This window comes from Pseudomonas sp. FP2300, from assembly GCF_030687595.1.
GTDB lineage: Bacteria > Pseudomonadota > Gammaproteobacteria > Pseudomonadales > Pseudomonadaceae > Aquipseudomonas > Aquipseudomonas bijieensis.
This window is the reverse complement of record NZ_CP117440.1, coordinates 6,089,673-6,111,500: the sequence shown is the minus strand read 5'-3', so window position 1 is coordinate 6,111,500 and position 21,828 is coordinate 6,089,673. Positions and strand designations below refer to the sequence as shown.

Genomic DNA, 21,828 nt, shown 5'->3' with positions numbered 1-21,828 from the left:
TTGTGGGAGCGAGCCTGCTCGCGATGGGGCCCGACTAGGCACCCAATCATTTAAGCCCGGGCTTGACCCGCAACGCCTTGGCCTTCGCCTCGATCACCAGGTACATCACGACTGTGATCAACAACGGCAAGATGAAGTAGATCGCCCGGTAAGCGATCAGCCCCGCCAGCAGACTACCCCGCGACACCTCGTGCTGCAGCAGCGCGATGAACACTGCCTCCAGTACCCCAAGCCCCGCCGGAATATGGGTGATGACCCCGGCAATGCTGCTGATCAGCAATACCCCGAGCACCATTGGATAATCCAGTTTGCTGGGCAGCAAAGTGAAAATCACCGCCGCCATCAACGACCAGTTCAGCGCGCCCAACGCCAGTTGCAGCACCGCCATGCGCAGGGACGGCAGATTGATTTCCATGCCGCGAACGGTCCAGGCCCGCCGCTTGGAAAACCGACAGGCCGCCAGGTAAGCGGCACTCGCCAGCAATAACAGCACGCCGACGCCTTGCAGCGCATCGCTGCTGAGTTTCCAGCCCGGCGGCATTGTCACCAGGCCGCTGCTGAACACCGCCCCGGCCAGGGTCATGTAGCCGAACCAGTTGGTGGCCAGGCTCAGGCCAAGGATCTTGGCGATGTTGCCGGTGCTGACCCCCAGCCGCGAATACAGCCGATAGCGCATGGCGATGCCGCCAACCCAGGCACTGAGGTTGAGGTTGAAGGCGTAACTGATCACCCCCACCGGCAAGATCTGCCGCCAACCCAGTTTCTGGCGGATGTAAGTGCGACCGATCAGGTCGAAGCAGGCATAAGTGATGAAGCTGGTGACGGTCAGCGCGGCGGCGATGATCAAGGTACGCACCTTGAAATCGGCCAGGGTGGCGAACACTTCGGACCAATCGATGCGCCGGGCCAGGGCGGTGAACAACACGATCAACAGCAGGAAAAACGCCAGGGTCAGCGGTCTTTTCCAGCGGTTCCAGCGGGATTTGGGCTTGGCCTGCTCCGGCGCATGGGCATCTCTCGGCGCAGCGTGCGCTTCAGAGTGGTTCATGGGGTTCGCTCCGGACCGCCGTCGGCGGCGAAAAAGGTTTCAGACGCGGTTTATGGGCCGGCAGCCAGCCGGCCCAGGCCGGGAAGTGGCGCAAAAAGTGGAACACCATGAAACCGATGGTCATGCGCCACAACAGGCCGCGGGGCGCGTGGTTTTCCGGCATGACGGTGCAATGGTTGCGGCTCAGGTAATCGAGGCGCTCGAACAGCTCGCGGTTGAACGCCCGGTCGCGGATCAGCACATTGGCTTCCAGGTTCAGGGACAGGCTCAGCGGGTCGAGGTTGCTCGACCCCACCGTGCTCCAGTCCTCATCCACCAGGGCGACCTTGCCGTGCAGCGGTCGCTCGCAATATTCGTAGATCACCACGCCGGCCTTGAGCAGGTAGCTGTAGAGCATGCGCGCGGCGAGCTTGGCGATCATCATGTCCGGCTGGCCCTGCAGGATCAGCCGCACCTGCACGCCACGCCGCGCCGCGTTGCGGATCTCGCGCAGCAACCGGTAGCCGGGGAAGAAATAGGCATTGGCGATCACCACCCGCCGCTGGGCACTGCGCAGCACTTGCAGGTAGACCTCTTCGATATCGGTCTGGTGTTCGTGATTGTCCCGATAGACCAGGCGCACCTGGCCGTCATGGTCGCTGAACGCCAGCTCGTTGCGGCGGCTGCGGCGGCGTTGCCACCAGTATTTGGCCCGGGCGGGCCGGCCGCTCTGCAACAGCGCGAAGTGATGGATATCCACCACCGCCGGGCCTTTGACCTCCACGGAATAGTCCTGCTTGGCCTCGGGACCGAAATCGCCCAGGTGGTCGGCGGAAAAATTGATCCCGCCGATAAACGCAATCACCCCGTCCACCACCACGATCTTGCGGTGCAGGCGACGGAACCAGTTGGTGCGGATCCCCAAGTAGCGGGGCGCCGGGTCGAACATCTGCAAGCGCACCCCGGCATCGCTCAACGAGGCGAGGAATTCGGTGGTCAGCTCACCGCAGCCGAAGCCATCGAGGCTGACGGTGATGCGCACGCCACGCTGGGCGGCCTCCACCAGCAGGTCCCGCAGTTCGCAGCCGACCTTGTCCTCGAACAGAATGAAGGTCTCCAGAAGGATTTCTGTCTCGGCCCGGCGAATGGCTTCGAAAACCCTGGGGAAATATTCCTCGCCGTTTTCCAGCAGCTTGACGCGATTGTTGCCGTGCCAGCCGTATTCGATATCGGCCAGTGCCGGGTTGCGCTCGGTGGGCGGAACTTCAATTTGCTCCACCGTCGCCTTGTTCACCGTCGCGCTCATAATTCGATCTCCACCGACAGCGGTGCATGGTCGGAGAGGTGCGACCAGGGTCGTACGCTCAACACCTTGGGATGATGGGCCTTGAGGTTACGCACGTAGATGCGGTCCAGGCGCAGGATGGGCAGGCGGGCCGGAAAGCTGCGGGCTGGCTTGCCCAACCGCTCGGCGAACACTTCGCGCAGGCCGCAGGGCTTGAGCAGCTCGCTGGCCTTGCCGCGCCAGTCGTTGAAGTCCCCGGCGACGATCACGGGAGCCTCGGGCGGCAGCTCGCTCAAGCGCTGGCAAAGCAGTTGCAATTGCTCGACCCGATGCCCTTCGCGCAGCCCCAGGTGGACGCAAATGGCGTGGACTTGCGGGCCGTCGGCGCCCGGCAGGCGCAGCACGCTGTGGAGCATGCCGCGGCTTTCGTGGCCGCTGATGGACACGTCGATATTGTCGTGGCGGATGATCTGGAATTTCGACAACAGCGCATTGCCGTGGTCGCCCGCCGGATAGACCGCGTTGCGCCCATAGGCGAACTGCGGCCAGAGACTGTCGGCGAGGAACTCGTACTGCGGCATGCTCGGCCAGTTGTTGTAGCGCTGGGGGTGATGTTCGTGGGTGCCATGCACTTCCTGCAAAAACACCACGTCGGCGGACACGCTGCGCACCGCCTCGCGCAGTTCCGGCAGGATGAAGCGGCGATTCAGGGCAGTGAAGCCCTTGTGGGTATTGACCGTCAGGACGGTGAAACGGCTGACCCGGTCAAGGTCCTGGCCCAAGTGCTGGATCGGGTCGCGGCTCGCTTCGGTGGATTCCGGAATGCTCATGGCAATACTCCCTCGGCCGGGCGCACGCCGGGCGCGGTAGCGAGGTCTTTGTCCAGGTCGAAGTGCTCCAGCAAGTGCCGTGCGTCGTAGGGCGCGCGGACTTTGATGTCGTTGTCGAAATAGCAGAACACTTCCCGGTGCTTGCGTGCCCGGGGTTTCTTGTTTGGGTCGATCAAGTGGGCGTCGGCAGGTTGTTTGCCATGACTCCAGGCCGCGATCCGCTCGCCCCAGCGTTTCAACGCTGCGTCGGTGTAGCCACTGGCGTACAGTTCCTCGGCACCGTGCAGGCGCAGGTAGACGAAATCGCTGGTGACGTCTTCGCGATAGGGCCATTTGCCGGCGGTGTCGGCGATCACCAGGGCCACGTCGTAGCGCTTGAGCAACGTGACGAAGTGCGGGTCGATGAAGCTCTCGTGGCGGATTTCCACGGCGTGGCGCAGCGGGCGCTTTTTGTCCGTCGTGGTGCTGGCGTGGCCGTCCAGGCGTGGTTCGTGCTCCCGGGCCAGGGCGGCGGCGCTTTCGGTGTCGTGGGGCAGTTGCTTGAGGAAGTCTTCGAACAGCTCGGGGTCGAATTTGAAGCTGGGGGGAAACTGCCAGAGAATCGCGCCGAGTTTTTCCTTGAGCTCCAACACGCCGGAGGCGAAGAAATTGGCCAACGGCTTGTGGATATCTCGCAGGCGCTTGATGTGGGTAATGAACCGCGGGGCCTTGACGCTGAACACGAAGCCGGGCGGCGTTTCGGCGTACCACTGGGCATACCGTTCGGGACGTTGCAGGGCGTAGAACGATCCATTGATTTCGATGCTGTTGACCGCGCGCGAGGCGAATTGCAATTCCCGTTTCTGGGTCAGCCCCTTGGGGTAGAAGTCCCCCCGCCAAGGCGTGTAGCGCCAGCCGGAAATACCAATGTGGATCGCCGTCATGTATCCCTCCCGTGCCAATGACCTCGTACCGCCTGTGTCTTTTGATGACCGCCGCGCGCGCTGGAAAGTTTCGATGGAGTGCCCGGCGGCAGTGAACTTGTGGCGAGGGAGCTTGCTCCCGCTGGGGCGCGCAGCGGCCCTGTGTTTTGGGGCTGCTGCGCAGCCCAGCGGGAGCAAGCTCCCTCGCCACAAGGTTTTGTATTGACCTTCGGAGCGAACTTGCCGGCCCAATATTGATCAGTTCCTTACCGATCCCGTGTGAAGGAGCCTCGCGTTTTGTCTCGATTGAGCACTGTATTGCTGCTGTTCTTGCTGGCGATGAGCGGCACCAGCGCCTACGGGACCGCCGCTGTCCCCGGCACCTCCAAGCCCGACGAACCGCCCGCCGAGCCCGCGCCGCTGGTACAGGGCGGTTTGCTGGGGGCGATCAGCTCGAGCATCGATGACGTCCAGGACAAGCTCGACCTCAACCAGAGCCTGGTGGACGCCTGGCGTTTGCGGGCGGATCGGGCGGCGGATGAGATGGACCGGCTGGTAGACCAGACGTCCCGTTCGTCCTGGCGCGTGGCGGGGGATTTCCTGTTGTTGTCGGGCGTCTGGATCGGCGCTTTTGCGTTGATCTGGTCGGGGGCGCGGCTGTTGTTGCGACACCTGGGGCGGCGCCGCTGGCTGCGTACCCGCCAGCGCCTGCGTGACTTGCTCGGTTATCTGCTGCCATACACCGCTGCGGCGGTGATCTGCCTGCCGCTGACCCTGTACGTCAGCCACTTCCTGCAGGTTTCGGTTGGCCGGGCCCTGGCGCTGTGCTTCGCCTACGCCACCAGCAGCGGCATTTTCTCCACGTCGGTATTTCTTTGCGTAATCGTGATGTTCAATGCCGGGCACAAACGTCGGGCGGTGGCGATGATCCGCCGTTTCTGTCCCCGGCCGTTGTTCATGATCGGCTTTCTCGCCGCCCTCAGCGATGCCCTGACCAGCCCGCAGATCGCCCGGCAACTGGGTGGCAACATCACCAGCAGCATCGCGGTATTCACGGGTTTGTTCGCCTCGGTGATCTTTGGCTGGCTGGTGATTCGCATGCGCAGGCCCGTGGCGCACCTGATCCGCAACCGCCCGCTGGCCCAGCGCTTGAAGCAGCCAGCCTTGCAGGAGTCGCTGCGGATTTTCTCCGGGCTCTGGTATTGGCCGATCCTGTTGATGGTACTGGTGTCGGCGGTGAGCCTGATCGGTGTTGGCGAGGACAACCAGAAAGCCCTGCGTTGTGCCTTGTTCACCACCATCCTGCTGATCGCGACGGTGTTTCTCAGCACCGTGTTCCAACATGTCTTCAAATCGCCCAAGGCCGAAGCCATCCAGCGCAACAGCGCCTACAAGGGGCGTCTGCTGAGCCTGCTGCATGCCTTGCTGAGGATCGTCATGGCGGTGGCGTTCATCGAGATTCTCGGGCGGATCTGGGGTATTTCCCTGTTCGAGTTCGCCTCACGCAATGCCGTGGGCCGGGCGATCAGCGATTCCTTGAGCCGCATCGGACTGATCTTCCTGATGACCTGGCTCACCTGGGTGGTGCTCGACACGGCGATCCAGGAAGCCTTGAAACCGCCGCTGAACAAGCGCGGGGCCCGCCAGCCCAGCACCCGGGTCAAGACCATCCTGCCGCTGTTGCGCAACGCGGCAAAAATCATCCTGGTAGTGATTTGCGCAATCACCACCATGGCCAACCTGGGCATCAACGTCGCGCCGTTGCTGGCCGGTGCCGGGGTGGTGGGGCTGGCGATCGGTTTCGGTTCGCAGCAACTGGTGCAGGACGTGATCACCGGGCTGTTCATCATCATCGAAGACACGCTGTCCATCGGCGACTGGGTGGTGCTCAGCTCCGGTCACGCCGGCACGGTCGAAGGCCTGACCATCCGCACTTTGCGCCTGCGCGACGGCAAGGGCTTCGTGCATTCGGTGCCGTTCGGCCAGATCAAGGCCGTGACCAACCAATCGCGGCAATTTGCCTTTGCGTTTTTCTCCGTGCAATTCACTTACGACACCGATGTCGACCAGGCCATCGAGCTGATCCGCGAAGCCGGGCGCGCGATCTCCGAAGACCCGTTCCTCAAGTTCAACCTGCAAGGGCCGCTGGATGTGTTCGGCGTGGACAAGATGGACCTCAACGGCGTGGTGCTCACGGCGCAGTTCCGCACCGTGTCGGGTGGGCAATATGCGGTGAGCCGGGCGTTCAACCAACATCTGAAGAAGCTTGTGGATAACGACCCTGCGGTGCATTTCGCGCAGACTTATCCACAGCAGGTGGTGATGCCGAAGCGGTTTGTCGAGGAGTTGCAAGAAGAGCGAGATGAGGTGCCCAATCAACCTCAGTAGTTGGGAAGGTTTTGTGGCGGGCTGCTGGCCTCATCGCGAGCAGGCTCGCTCCCACAATGGATCTTTAGTGGATTCGGAATTTGCGTTCACCACAAATCAACTGTGGGAGCGAGCCTGCTCGCGATGAGGCCAGTGCAACCACCTCAACCTTTCTGAATGAGCTTGTTCCTCAGCTCAGCCATCCCCTGCCCATCCAACTCCACCCAAAGATGCTGCTTGCCAGCAATCTGCGCCGCCACCGGCAAGCCATCGCGATACACCAACCGATTACTCGCCAGCGCCGGCACTTTCGCTCCCGGCAGCAAGGTGCCGGCCAGGTTCAGCGGGTCGACGCCACACACCACCACCAGGCTGCCATCGGCGGGACGGCGGCGGGTTTCGCGCAGCAGCGGGATGGCCTCGGGCAGGGCGAATTGTTCGCCTGCCAGGCCGCTGACGAACCTGCCGCCACGAATCTCGCCCCGCGCCTCCAGGCGATGAAAGGTGCGCAGCAGCTCACGCCAGCTCGGCAACCAATCGGCCTCCCGCTCCAGCAGGCGCCAGAACACCACGCCATAACGGCGCAGCAAGGTCATGGCGATGTGTTCCAGGGTCTCTGGCGCTATAGGGGTTGCCTGGGGTTGCGGCGAACTGCGACGCAACAAGGCCCAGCGCCCGGCGTCGTCCATGCCACCGACAAACGCGCCGCGCCCGCGCCGGCTGCTACGGGCCTGGCGTTTGCTGGCCGGGGTGATCAGCGCGCGCAAGCCAGCGAAGCTGTCGGCATTCACTAGCCCGGCGCCCACCAGTTCCTGCAAGGCGATTTCCAGTTCGCTGCGCAGCAGGTGGGCTTCGTGGGCCAGTTCATCAAAAAACAGCGCGCCGTGTTCGCTGAGGGACTGATGGACTTTTTGGGTCTTGGGCGAAAGCTCATCGAGGGCTGTTTGCCCGGCCAGGCTGCTCCACAACGCCACCTGATTGCGCGGCAGCAATACCACCGGCGTACTGCGCAGGGCGCTGGCGGAAGGTTTCTGGCGCGCGCTCAGGCGCGTCCATACCCATTTGCCACTGCGGCAAAGTTCATCGAGCCAACCGGGCGAATAGTCCTTGATTCGCGCTGGCAGCAGGTCACTGTCCCAGGCTGACGCGGCGCCAGGGTAGCCTTCGAATTGACTCAGGATCGATGGCAGCACGGCATTTCCGCGGCCTTGGGTCGACGACGACAAATGCTGCCAGTCGAACAGAAAGCGCATGAAATCCTGCAACATCACCGGTTCGATTTCCCGGCGCAGACGCTTGACCGTATAGCGATGGATGCGCGCCAGCAAATGCCGCTCGCACCACTCCTCCTGCCCGGTGCCCGGCGTGAACCGGCCGCGCAGCACGTAGCCTTGCTGTTCCAGTTGTGCCAGGGCCTGGGTGACCTGCGGGGTGGACAACCCCAGAGGGTAGGCGATGGCCTTCAACGGCAGCGGACCAAAGGCACTGAGCCGGGCGCGAAGCATTTCCACCACGGCTGCGTCGCTGTCCCAGGCTTCATCGAAACCGGCCAGGGGCGTCAGTGGCGGTTGCCATTGGACCTGTGGATAAACCGCTTGCAGACACGTCAGCCGTTCCAGCGCCACCCACAGCCCGCGTTCGGCGCTGATCTGCACGTGGCTGGCGCGACCGCGTTCGGCCAGGGTCTGCAACCAGGCCAGCCACGGCGGATGGGCGCTGGCTTCGCTGTCGGCGATACAGGCCAGGCTCATCAGCGCTTCGTGCATTTCATCGAGATTGGCCGGCGTCGGCCAGGCTTCATCGCGGACTGACTGGATGGCCTCGGCGTCCAGGGCGCCAAGGTCGTCGGTGGACTGTGGATCGCTCCAGCGCCGGTTGATCACCGCCTGGGTCCGCCGTTCTTCCAGCGGCGCGTCGTCGAGAAAGGTGTAGGGCCGGGCACTGAGGATTTCTGCCGCCAGGGGCGAGGGCGCCGGCAGGTCGCGACTGATCAGGCGAATCTCGCCCGCTTCCATGCGCCGCAACAGCGTCAGCCAGCCTTCGCAGTCCATGGCTTCGTGCAGGCAATCGTCGAGGGTCTGCTCCACCAGCGGGTGGTCGGGGATTTCGCGCTCGCCGGCGAGGTTTTCCAGGCAGGCGATCTGGTCCGGGAACACGCTGGCGATCAGGTCTTCGCTTTTCATCCGCTGGATCTGCGGGGCGACTTTGCGCCCGCCGCTGTAGCGCGGCAAGGCCAGGGCCACGCCGGCATTCCAGCGCCAGCGCACGCCGAACAACGGCGCATCCAGCACCGCCTGGACCAGGATCTGTTCGGCGCTGTGGCTGTTGAGGTAGCGCCAGACCTCGTCCAGCTCGAAGCTGTGGCTGGTGGACAGCGAGAGCACGATGGCGTCTTCACTGGCGGCAGCCTGCAATTCGAAATTGAAGGTGCGGCAGAAGCGCTTGCGCAAGGCCAGGCCCCAGGCGCGGTTGATACGGCTGCCAAAGGGCGTGTGGATGATCAGTTGCGTGCCGCCGGACTCGTCGAAAAACCGCTCCATCAGCAACGTGTCCTGGGACGGCAGGGCGCCGAAGGCCCGGCGCGCCGGGGCCAGGTAGTCCACCAGTTGCTCGGCGCTGGCCAAGTTCAGTTGCAAGGTGCCGGTGAGCCAGTCGAGGGCCGGCTGCAGATCGCCTGGCGTGGCGCCGAGCAGTTGATCGAGCTGGGCTTGCAGGCGAGCCACCGCCTGGGACAGTTCGGCGCTGCGCCCCGGGGCTTCGCCGAGCCAGAACGGGATGGTCGGCGGTTGGCCCTGGGCGTCCTCGACCCGCACGCGCCCGGTCTCGACGCGAATGATGCGGTACGACGTATTGCCCAACTGGAACACATCGCCAGCGATGCTTTCCACGGCGAAATCTTCGTTGACGCTGCCGATGTTCAGCCCTTGGGGTTCGAGCAGCACACTGTAGTCGGCGTTGTCCGGGATGGTGCCGCCACTGGTCACGGCGGTTAGCTTGCTGCCCCGGCGCCCGCGCAAGGTGCGGCTGACGGCATCGCGGTGCAGGTAGGCGCCGCGCACGCCCTGGCGACCGTTAAGGCCTTCGGCGAGCATGTGCAGCAACGCCTGGTAGTGATCGTCGTCCAGTTCGGCGTAGGGCGAGGCGCGACGCAAGGTCTCCAGCAACGCCTGTTCCGGCCATTCCTGGCAACTGACTTCGGCGACGATCTGCTGGGCCAGTACATCCAGGGGCGCCTTGGGGATGTGCAAAATGTCCAGCTCGCCACGGCGCACGCAATCGAGCAGGGCGGCGCATTCGATCAAGTCGTCACGGCTGGTGGCGAACAACCGTCCCTTGGGCGTGCCGCCCACCTGGTGTCCGGAGCGACCGACCCGTTGCAGGAACGCCGAGATCGAACGGGGCGAAGCGATCTGGCACACCAGGTCGACATCGCCAATATCGATGCCCAGCTCCAGGGACGCGGTGGCGATCAGCACCTGCAATTGGCCGCGCTTGAGGCGCTGTTCGGCGTCGAGGCGAAACTCCTTGGCCAGGCTACCGTGATGGGCGGCTACGGCGTCTTTGCCCAGGCGCTCGCTCAGATGACGGCTCAGGCGTTCGGCCAGGCGCCGGGTGTTGACGAACACCAGCGTGGTGCGATGTTCCCGGGCCAGTTCGGCGAGGCGGTTGTAGACCAGCTCCCAGACGTCATTGGCCATCACCGCCGAGAGCGGTACGGGCGGCACCTCGATGTCCAGGTCCCGGGGGCGGGCGTGGCCGATGTCGACGATTTCACATGTGCGTCCTTCGCCGACGAGAAAACGTGACACCGCTTCGATGGGCTTTTGCGTGGCGGACAGGCCGATGCGCACCAGCGGTTCGGCGCACAGGGCTTGCAGGCGCTCCAGGCTCAAGGCCAAGTGACTGCCGCGCTTGCTGGCGGCGATGGCATGGATTTCGTCGACAATCACCGTGCGCGTGCTGGCGAGCATTTGCCGGCCGGAGTCGGAGCCGAGCAGCACGTAGAGCGATTCGGGCGTGGTCACCAGAATGTGCGGCGCGGTCTTGCGCATTGCCGAGCGGTCTTTTTGCGGCGTGTCGCCGGTGCGCACGGCGGTGCTGATAGGCAAGGGCGGCAAGCCCATTTTCTGCAACTGCTCGGTGATGCCGGCCAGTGGGGTTTGCAGGTTGATCTGGATATCGTTGCTCAAGGCCTTGAGCGGCGAGACATAGACCACCAGGGTCTGGTCCGGCAGGCCGCCTTGTTCCAGGCCGCGATGCACCAGCTCGTCGAGCACCGCGAGAAACGCCGTCAGGGTCTTGCCCGAACCGGTAGGGGCCGCTACCAGGGTCGAACGCCGCTGGCCGATCAACGGCCATGCCTGGGCCTGGGCGGCCGTGACCGCCGGGAAAGTCTGGCTGAACCAGGCGCGCACGGCGGGGTGAAAGCCTGCCATGGCGTGGTCGGCGGGGAGAGGCAGATTCATGGGGCAGTTATGCGGGTGGGAGGGGGAAGATGCAAGTACCGTCCGGGACCTGTGCATAACTTTGAAGTTGATACTGTCCCTGTGGCGAGGGGATTTATCCCCGCTGGACTGCGCAGCAGTCCCTGTAATTGCCACCTGGGTGGGTCAGATTCACCTCATTTGCTTGGTTGGGGCTGCTACGCAGCCCAGCGGGATAAATCCCCTCGCCACAAGTGAGCGACCAGCCTTGAAAGACCGTCAAACCTGATGATCTGCACTTTACGGATGACGGTTGCGCACTAAACCCGCAAAATGCAACGATTCCGGCAACGCCTGCGGGCGTTGTCGACCAAATTCTTGTGCCAACAGACTGGGCCTGCTGACTTTATGCGAATGCGCCTTATGTTACTGGGCGGCGGAAATGCCCTTGGGCAGGCGCTGATTCGCCTCGGTGCAGAAGAAGACATCGGTTTTCTTGCCCCCCGCCCGCCCGAAGACGGTTGGGATGCCGCGAGCCTGACGCAACTGCTCGACGACACCCGCCCGGACGCCTTGATCAACCTGGCGTACTACTTCGACTGGTTTCAGGCCGAGGCCGTCAGCGAGCAGCGCCTGGCTGGCCAGGAGCGCGCGGTCGAGCGCCTGGCCGGGCTGTGCCAGCATCACAACATCATCTTGTTGCAACCGTCGAGCTATCGGGTGTTCGACGGCTCCCGCGCCACCGCTTACAGCGAAAAGGACGAGCCCGTGCCTTTGGGCCTGCGCGGCCAGGCGTTGTGGCGGATCGAGCAGAGTGTGCGCGCCACCTGCCCGCAGCATGTGCTGCTGCGTTTCGGCTGGCTGCTGGACGACAGCGCCGACGGCATCCTCGGACGTTTCCTAGCCCGGGCCGAGCAGCCTGAAGAGCTACTGCTGGCGGATGACCGGCGGGGTAATCCAACGCCGGTGGACGATGCCGCGCGGGTGATCATCTCGGTGCTCAAGCAACTCGATTGCGCCGCGCCGCTGTGGGGCACCTACCATTACGCCGGCCACGAGGCGACCACGCCGCTGGCACTGGGCCAGGCGATCCTCACCGAAGCCCGCGCCCTGCATCCCCTGGCAATTGAGTCGCCCACCCCCCAGGCCCACGCCGCACGGCCGGACGCGGCGGAAGAACCGCAGCACGCGGTCCTGGCCTGCAAGAAAATTCTGCACACTTTCGGGATCAAGCCCCGCGCCTGGCGCGCGGCACTCCCGGGCTTACTGGATAGGTTTTATCGTCATGGCTGAAGGCCCTGTTTTAATCACTGGCGGCGCGGGTTTCATTGGTTCGCACCTGACCGACGCCTTGCTCGCCAAGGGACATTCGGTACGCATCCTCGATGACCTGTCCACCGGCAAGCGCAGCAACCTGCCGCTGGACAACCCGGCGGTCGAACTGATCGAGGGCGATGTCGCCGATGCCGCACTGGTGGCGCGGGCCATGGCCGGTTGCAGCGCGGTGGCGCACCTGGCGGCGGTGGCCTCGGTGCAGGCTTCGGTGGACGACCCGGTGCGCACCCACCAGAGCAACTTCATTGGCACCCTGAACGTTTGCGAGGCCATGCGCCAGGCCGGCGTGAAACGGGTGCTGTTCGCCTCCAGCGCAGCGGTTTATGGCAACAACGGCGAAGGCGAGTCCATCGACGAGGAAACGCCCAAGGCCCCGCTCACGCCGTATGCCTCGGACAAGCTGGCCAGCGAGTTCTACCTGGACTTCTATCGCCGCCAGCACGCCCTGGAGCCGGTGGTGTTTCGCTTCTTCAACATCTACGGCCCGCGCCAGGATCCGTCCTCGCCGTACTCCGGGGTCATCAGCATCTTCAGCGAACGGGCACAGAAAGGCCTGCCGATCACCGTGTTCGGCGACGGCGAGCAAACCCGGGATTTTGTCTATGTCGAAGATTTGGTGGACTTGCTGGTGCAGGCCATCGAGAAGCCCGCGGTGGAAGTGGGCGCGGTGAACGTCGGCTGGAACCAGGCCACGACCCTCAAGCAAATGCTCCAGGCCCTGGCCGCCGTGGTGGGCGACCTGCCACCGATCAGCTACGCCCCGGCGCGCTCCGGCGACATCCGGCATTCGCGGGCTGACAATCGCCGCCTCTTGGAACGCTTCAGCTTTCCAGCGCAAACGCCGATGAGCGTGGGGCTGGCGCGGCTGCTGGGACGCTGAGTTTCACAGTCCCACAAATAAGGCGCCTTTCGGGGCGCCTTTTTCGTGAGTCATGCATCGCCTTTGTGGCGAGGGAGCTTGCTCCCGCTGGACTGCGAAGCAGGCCCAAAGCATTTGCGACCGCTTCGCGCTCGAGCGGGAGCAAGCTCCCTCGCCACAGGGTGTGTTGTCTCTTTGCGATGGTGCGCGGGCTTAGAACTTGTAGCCCAACCCCACCATGTAGATCCACGGATCCACATCGACATTCACCTTGGCCCGGGTCCCGCCGGCCACGGCGTTGTTGTCCACATATGCAGTGGTGTCGATGTCGATGTAGCGAACCTGGCCGTTGATCATGATGTTGTCGGTCAACATGTAGTCAGCACCCACTTGCCACGCCATGCCCCAGCTGTTGCTTGCGCGAAAGTTGCTGAAGCCGTTGGCGCTGGCTTCGCTGCCGACGTGTTCGTCGTAGATCCAGGTGTAGTTGATGCCGGCGCCGACATAAGGCTGGAACGCCGACTTGGCGTCGAGCGGATAGTAGACCAGGCTCAGGGTTGGCGGCAGGTGCTTGAGGGTGCCGAGCTTGTTGTTGGCCGCGCCCAGGGCGGTGCCTTTGATCTTCACGTCGTGCTCGAACGGCGAGGCCGCCAGCAGCTCGATCCCCAGGTTGTTGGTGATCATGTAGGCGAAGTTCAGGCCCAGTTGCGTGTCGCTGCTCATGGTCGCCTTGCCGCCCAGGTCGGCGCCGGCCAGCGGGCCACGGTCGACTTTGACGCTGGAACTGTCGGCCTCTGGATTGACGGTAATGGCACCGGCGCGAACGATGATGTCGCCAGCGGTGTGGGCCTGGGCGAGTGGGGCGGCGAGCGCGAGGGCGACGAGGGAAGCGCTGAGCAAGGACTTGTGCATGGGGGCTCCAGAGGACATTTCAAAATTGATGTCCTATGGTACGAAGCCGTCTGGGCAGGTCTTTTGACTCAGCTCAATGAAAGTGTGATGAGCATTCAAGGGCCCCATCGCGAGCAGGCTCGCTCCCACAGTCGACCGAGTTTTTTCAGAAGCAATCCGGTCCAATGTGGGAGCGAGCCTGCTCGCGATAGCTATTTCATCGCCAACACATCACCACCAGATTCACTCCGGCAGCTCATACACATAAATCTTCTCAGCCTCCATCTGATACCCAGCATCCGCCAGTTCGCTGGTGGACGGCTTGACCTGCATCGGCCCTTCGACCCAGTACGGCTGGTACAACTCGTCGAGCTTGACCCCGACCTCGCTTTTCACATGCACGATCTGATTGGACGGCGGTGGCGGTACGTGGATGCAGGCGCCGAAGTACGGCACCAGCAAGAAGTCCGTGGTGCGGCCTTCCTCGCTGACTTCCAGCGGCACGATGTAGCCCGGCAGACGAATCTGCTGGCCGTCGAGAGCCTTGACCACCGGGGCGTTGGGCAGGTCCTGCTTGGCCGCTGGCGCGGATTCGGCGGCCAACGCGTCACCCATCTTCGACAGGTCGTGCAGCGGGGTCATGTTCGGCACTTCCGGCGGCGCGTCTGGCGGGATCATTTCCGACCAGGCCAAGTCCCTCGGCTCGGCCGCCCACAGCGGCAGGGCGACTATCAACAACAGCGCAAGCAGGGCGCGGGGCATTTTCACTGTCCTCATAAACGGATCGACAGGCCATCGGCCAACGATTGGCGATAGGCGCGCCAGGCGGGCACGCTGCCCATCAGCAGGGCGGCGAGCAGGATGCCAGCCATCAGCGTCCATTCATATTCGCTGGGCCAACCCAGCGGCAAGTACAAACCGTAGGCCGACTGCACGTAACCCTGGGCGGCGGCGATGCCGATGTACAGCAAGGCCAGCCCGGCGGTGACCCCGGCCAGGGCCAGGGCAAAGGCTTCGAGCACCAGCAGCGTCGCGATGTGCCACGGTCGCGCGCCCACCGAACGCAGGATCGCCATTTCCCGGCGGCGTTCGTTGAGGCTGGTGAGGATCGCCGTGAGCATGCCGATCAACCCGGTCAACACCACGAACAGCGAAATCACGAACAAGGCTTTTTCCGCAGTGCCCATCAGGCTCCACAACTCTTGCAGCGCCACGCCCGGCAGGATCGCCAGCAACGGTTCGCCGCGGAACTCGTTGATCTCGCGCTGCAAGGCAAAGGTGGAAATCTTGCTGTTGAGGCCGAGCATGAAAGCGGTGATCGCCTGGGGCGTGAGGTCCATGTTGCGCGCCTGGTCGGCGCTGATGCGGCCATTGCCCTGGGCCGGCACGCCGTTCTTCCAGTCGATGTGGATCGCCTCCATGCCGCCGAGACTGATGTGCAGCGTGCGGTCCACCGGGGTGCCGGTGCGCTTGAGGATGCCGACCACGGTGAAGGGCTTGTCGTCATGCTTGACCAGGCTGATTGCCGCCACGCCGTGGGCCAGTACCAGTTTGTCGCCGAGCTTGTAATGCAGTGCCTCGGCCACTTCGGCGCCAAGCACCACTTCGAAAGGGTCGCTGGCGAAAGCCCGGCCATCGGCCAATTCCAGGTGTTGCTGGCGACCGTACTGGTAGTGTTCGAAGTAGGCCTCGGTAGTGCCCATCACTCGATAACCACGATGAGAATCGCCGAGAGACATGGGGATCGCCCACTTCACTTTCGGGTTGCTGGCGAAGTGTTCGAAGCTGTCCCAGCGGATATTGTTGGTGGCGTTGCCGATGCGAAACACCGAATACAGCAGCAGGTTTACCGAACCGGAGCGCGCACCGACGATCAGGTCGGTGCCGCTGATGGTGCTGGCGAAACTGGCCCGCGCCTCGGTGCGCACCCGTTCCACCGCCAGCAGCAGGCACACCGACAGGGCGATGGCGAAAGCGGTGAGGATCGCAGTGAAGCGGCGGTTCGCCAGGCTGGCCATGGCTAGACGGAACAAATACATCTCAGACCTCGAGTGGCGTGGCGGCGCGATTGAGATCGGCCAGCGACAGGTTGCGGTCGAACAGCGGTGCCAGACTCTGGTCGTGGCTGACGAACAACAGGCTCGAGCCGGCCTCGCGGCATTCGGCGAACAACAGCCGCAGGAAGTTTTCCCGGGCGTCGTAGTCCAGGGCCGAGGTCGGTTCGTCGGCGATCACCAGTTCCGGCTGGCCGATCAGCGCCCGGGCGGCGGCGACCCGTTGTTGCTGGCCGATGGACAACGAGTCGGCGCGGCGCTCCAGCAGGCTTGGATCGGTCAGCCCCAGGTGCGCCAGCAGTGTGGCGGCGGCTTGATCGACGCTGCCGTGACGCTGGATGGCCCGTTCTGCACGGAGCTTGGAAAAGTGGCAGGGCAGCTCGACGTTCTCCCGTACGGAGAGAAACGGCAGCAGGTTGAATTGCTGGAAGATGTAGCCGGTGTGGTCGACGCGAAAGCGGTCGCGGCGGCCGGCGCCCAGTTCGCTGAGCTCCTGGCCGAGCAGGCGGATGCTGCCGCGATCCGGCGTTTGCACTCCGCCCAGAAGCCCCAGCAGCGTGGTCTTGCCGCTGCCGCTCGGGCCCTTGAGGAACAAGGTTTCACCCGCTTCCAGGCGAAACGCCGGGATATCCAGCAACGGCGGATGCCCGGGCCAACTGAAGCCCAGGTCGGAGAGTTCGATGAGTGCTTGGGTCATGGTTGTGATTTCAAGGTAATGGAGCACCTGTGGGAGCGAGCCTGCTCGCGAAGCGGTGTGTCAGGCGACATCTGGGCTGAATGTGCCGGCCTCATCGCGAGCAGGCTCGCTCCCACACTGGATCTATGTTGCCCACATTTGTGCTCGCAACCGGTCAACGGTGTGGGCTTCGGTGGAGTCAGAACTTCAGGGCAGGTGCCTGGGCCGTCATTTCCCCGCCTTGCTGGCCGCTCGGGCCGATCAGTTGCACCAGGATTTTCTGGGTGGCGGGGAATTCCTTGAACAGTGGTGCCAGGTCCAGATGGGTCAAGGAACCAGGCGCGACGCAGCGGAACCGGTATTGAGCGTGGATTTCGCTGTGTTCGTGGTGCTCGTCGCCGTCCTCGTCGGCAGGCTCTTCGTGGTCCGGTTCGTCACCGAACAATGGGCTTTTTAGCACCTTCTGCTCCAGGGTGCATTTGGCATCGGCCAGATTGATCAGCGCCGCCGGCTTCTCCAGCTTCGCCCGGACAGCGGCCACCTTGGCTTTGTCGGCGGCGCTGGTGGCGGCGTGTTCGAAGCCCACCAGATTCATCGCCGGGCTTTCCAGTTCCAGCTCCAGGATCTCGCCGTCCAGCGAGGCGTTGAGGCGGCCGACACCGTGCTCATGGGCGCCGAGGCTGCCGTGCTCATGATCGTGGTCATGCTCGGCAGCCGCGTGAGCGACAGCCAATGGCAGCAGGGCGAACGGCAAAGCGAGAAGCAGACGACGCATGACGAGTCTCCAGAAAGTACAAATTGTGTTATGTAATCTTATAACGAAAGTGCGCAGAGTTTGACCGTCTGCTTGGCGTCGCGCAAGGCCCATGGGAGCATGCGTACATGAAATATTCAGGAGCACGGTGATGTTGCGGATACGCGGAACCGTCGGCGATTGGCCGGTGGACTTGTCGATCGAAATGGATGAGGGCGACTGGGCGCAGCTCGGCGCGCAGTTGCAAGCGGCCAAGCTCGACAGCACGGCGACGCCTGCGGCCAAACCGGCCAATCAGGACGATGCCCAGTGGCAGATCGCCAAGGAACTGCTGCGCAAGGCCGGGCAACTGAGCGGCCCGGACCTGCTGGAACAGCTTGAAGGCCTGACCGGCAGCGCCTCGGCGGGCAAGCGCCTGTTGGTGCGCCTGCGCCACTGTGCCGAGGTCAAGGTGCTGAGCGGCGCCGATACGCCGCTCTACAGTTGGGTCGGGGCTTAGTACAACGCCGCGAACAGCTTGCGACGATAGGTCGTCACCAGTGGATGATCGTTGCCCAGCAGTTCGAACACTTGCAGCAAGGTCTTGTGGGGCAGGCCTTCGCTGTAGCTGCGGTTACGTACGAACAGCTTGAGCAGCGCATCGAGGGCCGCTTCGTACTGCTGGCGCGCCAGTTGCTGGATCGCCAACTGGTACACCGCTTCATCGTCCTGCGGGTCTTTCGCCAGGCGGGCCTTGAGGTCGGCGGCGTCCGGTAGATGCTTGGCCAGGCCGAGGAACTGGATCTGCGCCTTGGCTCCGGCAAGGGCGGCCTTGTGCTCGTCGCTTTTCACCGCGTCGAGCACGGTCTGCGCTTCGCCCAGCTCGCCGCGCTCGGTCAGGCAGCGGGCATACAGGATCAGGGCCTTGGCGTTGGTGTTGTCTTCACCCAGCAGCACCGTGAGCAGGGCTTCGGCGTCGGCGAAACGACCGTCGTCGAACAGCGCCTGGGCTTGTTCGAACGGGTCGGCAGCGGCTGGCGGCGGCATCTGTACATGGGGTTCGAGCATCGTGCGCACGGCCGATTCCGGCTGGGCCCCGGCAAAGCCGTCAACCGGCTGGCCGTCCTTGAACAGCACCACGGTGGGCAAGCTGCGAATGCCGAAGCGGGCGACGATGTCCTGCTCGATGTCGCAGTTGACCTTGGCCAGCAGCAGCTCACCCTGATAGCTCTCGGCGATGGTTTGCAGCATCGGCATCAGCGCCTTGCACGGCGCACACCACTCGGCCCAGAAATCCACCAGCACCGGTTTGTGGAAAGAGTTGGCGATCACCGATTGGTCGAAGTCGGCCGTGGTGGCGTCGAAGATGTAGGGCGTTTCCTGAGTCATGGGAATCTCGTAGAGCGCTTGAATGGGGCAACTATACGGCTTGGTGGGGGTGGCTGAAAGCCGGGCTTGTGGTGCCTGATAGGCCGCTATCGCGAGCAGGCTCGCTCCCACAGGGGATTTGTTCAGGTCACAGAATTTGCCGGCACCACAAAACAACTGTGGGAGCGAGCCTGCTCGCGATGCTTTTAAAGCTCGCGCCGCGCGTGGTACAGGCTCACATGCCGAAACTCTTCCGGCTCAGCCAGGTCCGGCAAAGTCATGGCTTCCAGCATTTCGATGCGCCGGTACAGCGGATGCTGGAAGTCCCGCACCCGGGAATCGGCCACCAACGCCTCGCGACCACGGCTGAGGAAGTGATCGAGCAGCGGCAGGTTGGCCCGGTCGTAGAGCACGTCGGCGACCAGGATCAGGTCGAAGCGATCGGCCTCGGCAAAGAAATCCGTCGAATAACCCAGCTCTACGTCATTGAGCGCGGCATTGGCCTGGCACGCGGCAATCGCCAGTGGGTCCAGGTCGCAGGCCACCACCTCCAGCGCCCCGGCCTTGAGCGCCGCAATGCCCGCCACGCCGGAACCGGCGCCAAAATCCAATACCCGCTTGCCCTCGACCCACTGCGGCTGTTCGGCCAGGTAGCGCGCCATCGCCAGGCCGCTGGCCCAGCAGAAGCTCCAGTAAGGCGGTTCGTGGAGGATGCGGCGAGTTTCTTCCGGGCTGAAGGCGCGGTCCATGTTGTCGCCGTCGATCAGCCACAATTTCAAGTCAGTGTCGGGCAGCGGGCAGGCCACCAGGCGCGCGTCGCCCAGTAACTCGCTCAACGCCCGTTGCAGGTCTTGCGGTGCATTCATGGCGCTTTGACGAATTGCAGGGTGCCCAACGCCTGGGTAGTCGGTTGACTGATGCGTTGTTCCGGCAGGTGCAGGATCAATTGGCCGGACTGGCTGGCACGGCCGCGCAGTTCCACCCGGGCGCCGACCGGGAAGGCATCGGGGTTGAAACGCAAGCGGAAGGGCAGGGCCTGGTTGGTGCCGATCAGGCTGGAACTGGCGAGCAGTTGCTGCGGACGGTCCTTGTCATCGATCACCAGCAGCGCCAATTCGACCTCGGCCCCGGCCGGTACGCCTTGCAGGGTGCCGCTCAATTCCCGCTGATAAGCCGGCAGTGGCCCCAGCTCGGCAGCCTGGCGAGCCTTTTCCTGAGCCTGTTTCGGCGCCGGGGCCGGTGCGGGCGCAGCCGGTTTGGGGGCATCGCTGCTGCACGCCATCAGCAGGCTGAAAAAACTGAGCAAAACGAGCGATCGTAGCGGCATGTGTGGCTCCAGCAAGGTAAATTCCATGGATCTGACGGTAAGCCCGTCTGTATACCGTAAACCCTATGGCTTGTCTTGCCAGTGGGATGCGCTACCATGGCCCTCCCTTTTTTTGTTGCCTGCCACCATGCACTGTCCCTTCTGCGGTGCCAACGACACCAAGGTCATCGACTCGCGACTGGTCGCCGAGGGCGAACAAGTCCGCCGCCGCCGCGAATGCCTGGCTTGCGGTGAGCGTTTCACGACGTTCGAGACCGCTGAACTGGTGTTGCCGCGCCTGATCAAAACCGACGGCAGCCGCCAGCCGTTCGACGAAGAAAAACTGCGCGCCGGCATGCAGCGCGCCCTGGAAAAACGCCCGGTGAGCGTCGAGCGCCTGGAAGCGGCGCTGGTGCACATCAAGCACAAGCTGCGGGCCACTGGCGAGCGCGAGGTCAAGTCCCTGGTGGTCGGTGAGCTGGTGATGGCCGAGCTGCAGAAGCTCGATGAAGTCGCCTACATCCGTTTCGCCTCGGTGTACCGGCGCTTCCAGGACTTGAACGAGTTCCGCGAAGAAATCGACCGGCTGGCCCGCGAACCGGTGAAAGAATGACTATTCCGGCGCAGCAGGCCGTCCTCGACGCCCACTACATGGCCCGTGCCCTGGAGTTGGCGCGGCGCGGTCACTACACCACCCACCCCAATCCCCGGGTCGGTTGCGTGATCGTGCGTGACGGGCAGATTGTCGGCGAAGGCTGGCACATCCGCGCTGGCGAGCCCCATGCCGAAGTCCACGCCCTGCGCGCTGCCGCTGAACAGGCCCGGGGCGCCACGGCCTACGTGACCCTCGAACCGTGCAGCCATCACGGTCGTACGCCGCCGTGTGCCGACGCGCTGGTCAATGCCGGCGTGGCACGGGTGGTGGCAGCGATGCAGGACCCCAACCCGGAAGTGGCCGGGCGAGGCCTGCAACGGCTGGCCCAGGCCGGTATCGCTACTGAAAGCGGCGTACTGGAAGGCGAGGCGCGCAAGCTCAATGAAGGTTTCCTCAAGCGCATGGAACACGGCCTGCCATTTGTGCGGGTCAAGCTTGCCATGAGCCTCGATGGCCGCACGGCCATGGAAAGCGGCGAAAGCCAGTGGATCACCGGTCCGGCCGCACGTTCGGCGGTACAACGCCTGCGCGCCCAGGCCAGTGTGGTGCTGACCGGCGCCGATACGGTGCTGGCGGACAATGCCCGGCTGACCGTGCGCGCCGATGAACTCGGGCTGGACCCGGAGCAGACCGCGTTGGCCATGAGCCGTCCGCCGCTGCGGGTGCTGGTGGACGGTCGTTTGCGGGTGCCGCTCGACGCAGCGTTCTTCAAGGCCGGCCCGGCGCTGGTCGCTACCTGCATGGCGGTGGAAGAACAGTACGCCAACGGCCCCGAATGCATGATCGTGGCGGGCGAGGACGGACAGGTCGATCTGCGTCGGCTGTTGGTGGAGCTGGCGGGGCGGGGCGTCAACGAGGTGTTGGTGGAGGCCGGTCCGCGTCTGGCGGGGGCTTTCGCACGGCAAGGCTTGGTGGACGAATTCCAGATTTTCATCGCCGGCAAGTTCCTCGGGTCTTCGGCTCGGCCGCTGTTGGACTGGCCGCTGGCGCAGATGAAAGATGCCCCGGAACTGAAAATCACTGAAATCCGCGCCGTGGGCGATGACTGGCGAGTCACCGCCGTCCCCGTTCCCCAGGCGAGCGTATAATTCCCGGCTTTCGCCCAAGCGGCGGCCC

The 21,828-nt window shown here is 64.0% G+C and carries 19 protein-coding genes; 6 read left to right on the top strand and 13 right to left on the bottom strand.

The window, feature by feature from the left end; genetic code table 11:
• Positions 1–46: 46 nt before the first annotated feature.
• From PSH86_RS27195 to PSH86_RS27180, 4 genes are read right to left on the bottom strand one after another with little or no spacing between them, the layout of a single operon-like run.
• The gene (locus tag PSH86_RS27195; protein ID WP_305486198.1) at positions 47–1,048 is read right to left on the bottom strand and encodes a lysylphosphatidylglycerol synthase domain-containing protein; all 1,002 of its coding nucleotides are present in this window, start codon (positions 1,046–1,048) and stop codon (positions 47–49) included.
• Entirely contained in the window at positions 1,035–2,333 is a 1,299-nt protein-coding gene (gene clsB / locus PSH86_RS27190) for a cardiolipin synthase ClsB (protein WP_109756421.1), read from the bottom strand. The genes PSH86_RS27195 and clsB overlap by 14 nt, the downstream gene beginning before the upstream one ends.
• Positions 2,330–3,142, bottom strand: coding sequence for an endonuclease/exonuclease/phosphatase family protein (locus PSH86_RS27185; protein ID WP_305486195.1), 813 nt, complete (start codon positions 3,140–3,142; stop codon positions 2,330–2,332). The genes clsB and PSH86_RS27185 overlap by 4 nt, the downstream gene beginning before the upstream one ends.
• Positions 3,139–4,065 (bottom strand): DUF72 domain-containing protein, encoded by a 927-nt coding sequence (locus PSH86_RS27180; RefSeq protein WP_212801533.1) that lies wholly within the window; start codon positions 4,063–4,065, stop codon positions 3,139–3,141. Before PSH86_RS27180 ends, PSH86_RS27185 begins: the two co-directional genes overlap by 4 nt.
• Before the next feature lie 276 nt (positions 4,066–4,341).
• Between PSH86_RS27180 and PSH86_RS27175 the strand changes: the two genes are divergently transcribed.
• The gene (locus PSH86_RS27175) at positions 4,342–6,432 is read left to right on the top strand and encodes a mechanosensitive ion channel family protein (protein WP_305486189.1); all 2,091 of its coding nucleotides are present in this window, start codon (positions 4,342–4,344) and stop codon (positions 6,430–6,432) included.
• Between the two features lie 143 nt (positions 6,433–6,575).
• Here the strand turns inward: PSH86_RS27175 and PSH86_RS27170 are convergent, their stop codons facing one another.
• Positions 6,576–10,877 (bottom strand): DEAD/DEAH box helicase, encoded by a 4,302-nt coding sequence (locus PSH86_RS27170; protein ID WP_305486186.1) that lies wholly within the window; start codon positions 10,875–10,877, stop codon positions 6,576–6,578.
• A 366-nt stretch (positions 10,878–11,243) separates the two neighbouring features.
• On the opposite strand from PSH86_RS27170, the gene PSH86_RS27165 reads away from it, so the two are divergent.
• Positions 11,244–12,128, top strand: coding sequence for a sugar nucleotide-binding protein (locus PSH86_RS27165; protein ID WP_109756467.1), 885 nt, complete (start codon positions 11,244–11,246; stop codon positions 12,126–12,128).
• The gene (locus PSH86_RS27160) at positions 12,121–13,050 is read left to right on the top strand and encodes an NAD-dependent epimerase/dehydratase family protein (RefSeq protein WP_109756426.1); all 930 of its coding nucleotides are present in this window, start codon (positions 12,121–12,123) and stop codon (positions 13,048–13,050) included. The genes PSH86_RS27165 and PSH86_RS27160 overlap by 8 nt, the downstream gene beginning before the upstream one ends.
• 192 nt (positions 13,051–13,242) lie before the next feature.
• Here PSH86_RS27160 and PSH86_RS27155 read toward each other — a convergent pair whose 3' ends face one another.
• From PSH86_RS27155 to PSH86_RS27135, 5 genes are all read right to left on the bottom strand, one after another.
• Positions 13,243–13,941 (bottom strand): OmpW family protein, encoded by a 699-nt coding sequence (locus tag PSH86_RS27155; RefSeq protein WP_109756427.1) that lies wholly within the window; start codon positions 13,939–13,941, stop codon positions 13,243–13,245.
• A gap of 222 nt (positions 13,942–14,163) precedes the next feature.
• Positions 14,164–14,682 carry a DUF3299 domain-containing protein gene (locus PSH86_RS27150; protein ID WP_212801532.1) on the bottom strand — a complete coding sequence of 173 codons (519 nt, stop codon included), beginning with the start codon at positions 14,680–14,682 and terminating at the stop codon, positions 14,164–14,166.
• Positions 14,683–14,693: 11 nt separating this feature from the next.
• Entirely contained in the window at positions 14,694–15,959 is a 1,266-nt protein-coding gene (locus tag PSH86_RS27145; RefSeq protein WP_109756429.1) for an ABC transporter permease, read from the bottom strand.
• A 1-nt stretch (position 15,960) separates the two neighbouring features.
• A complete protein-coding gene (locus tag PSH86_RS27140) occupies positions 15,961–16,671 on the bottom strand; it encodes an ABC transporter ATP-binding protein (RefSeq protein ID WP_232201588.1) in 711 nt (236 codons plus the stop codon).
• Positions 16,672–16,849: 178 nt separating this feature from the next.
• Entirely contained in the window at positions 16,850–17,425 is a 576-nt protein-coding gene (locus PSH86_RS27135; protein WP_163856423.1) for a DUF2796 domain-containing protein, read from the bottom strand.
• Positions 17,426–17,555: 130 nt separating this feature from the next.
• Between PSH86_RS27135 and PSH86_RS27130 the strand changes: the two genes are divergently transcribed.
• Positions 17,556–17,903, top strand: coding sequence for a hypothetical protein (locus tag PSH86_RS27130; RefSeq protein ID WP_109756432.1), 348 nt, complete (start codon positions 17,556–17,558; stop codon positions 17,901–17,903).
• Here PSH86_RS27130 and trxA read toward each other — a convergent pair.
• From trxA to PSH86_RS27115, 3 genes are all read right to left on the bottom strand, one after another.
• Positions 17,900–18,772: a thioredoxin gene (gene trxA / locus PSH86_RS27125; RefSeq protein WP_305486170.1), complete on the bottom strand. Its 873-nt coding sequence runs from the start codon at positions 18,770–18,772 to the stop codon at positions 17,900–17,902. The genes PSH86_RS27130 and trxA overlap by 4 nt on opposite strands.
• A 185-nt stretch (positions 18,773–18,957) precedes the next feature.
• Positions 18,958–19,617, bottom strand: coding sequence for a methyltransferase (locus tag PSH86_RS27120; protein ID WP_305486167.1), 660 nt, complete (start codon positions 19,615–19,617; stop codon positions 18,958–18,960).
• The gene (locus PSH86_RS27115; protein ID WP_109756435.1) at positions 19,614–20,078 is read right to left on the bottom strand and encodes a YbaY family lipoprotein; all 465 of its coding nucleotides are present in this window, start codon (positions 20,076–20,078) and stop codon (positions 19,614–19,616) included. Before PSH86_RS27115 ends, PSH86_RS27120 begins: the two co-directional genes overlap by 4 nt.
• A 127-nt stretch (positions 20,079–20,205) precedes the next feature.
• Between PSH86_RS27115 and nrdR the strand changes: the two genes are divergently transcribed.
• Together nrdR and ribD are read left to right on the top strand one after the other, a co-directional pair.
• On the top strand, positions 20,206–20,670 hold the full coding sequence (gene nrdR, locus PSH86_RS27110; protein ID WP_013694316.1) for a transcriptional regulator NrdR: 465 nt from the start codon (positions 20,206–20,208) through the stop codon (positions 20,668–20,670).
• Entirely contained in the window at positions 20,667–21,800 is a 1,134-nt protein-coding gene (gene ribD / locus PSH86_RS27105) for a bifunctional diaminohydroxyphosphoribosylaminopyrimidine deaminase/5-amino-6-(5-phosphoribosylamino)uracil reductase RibD (RefSeq protein ID WP_109756436.1), read from the top strand. Before nrdR ends, ribD begins: the two co-directional genes overlap by 4 nt.
• Positions 21,801–21,828 lie beyond the last annotated feature (28 nt).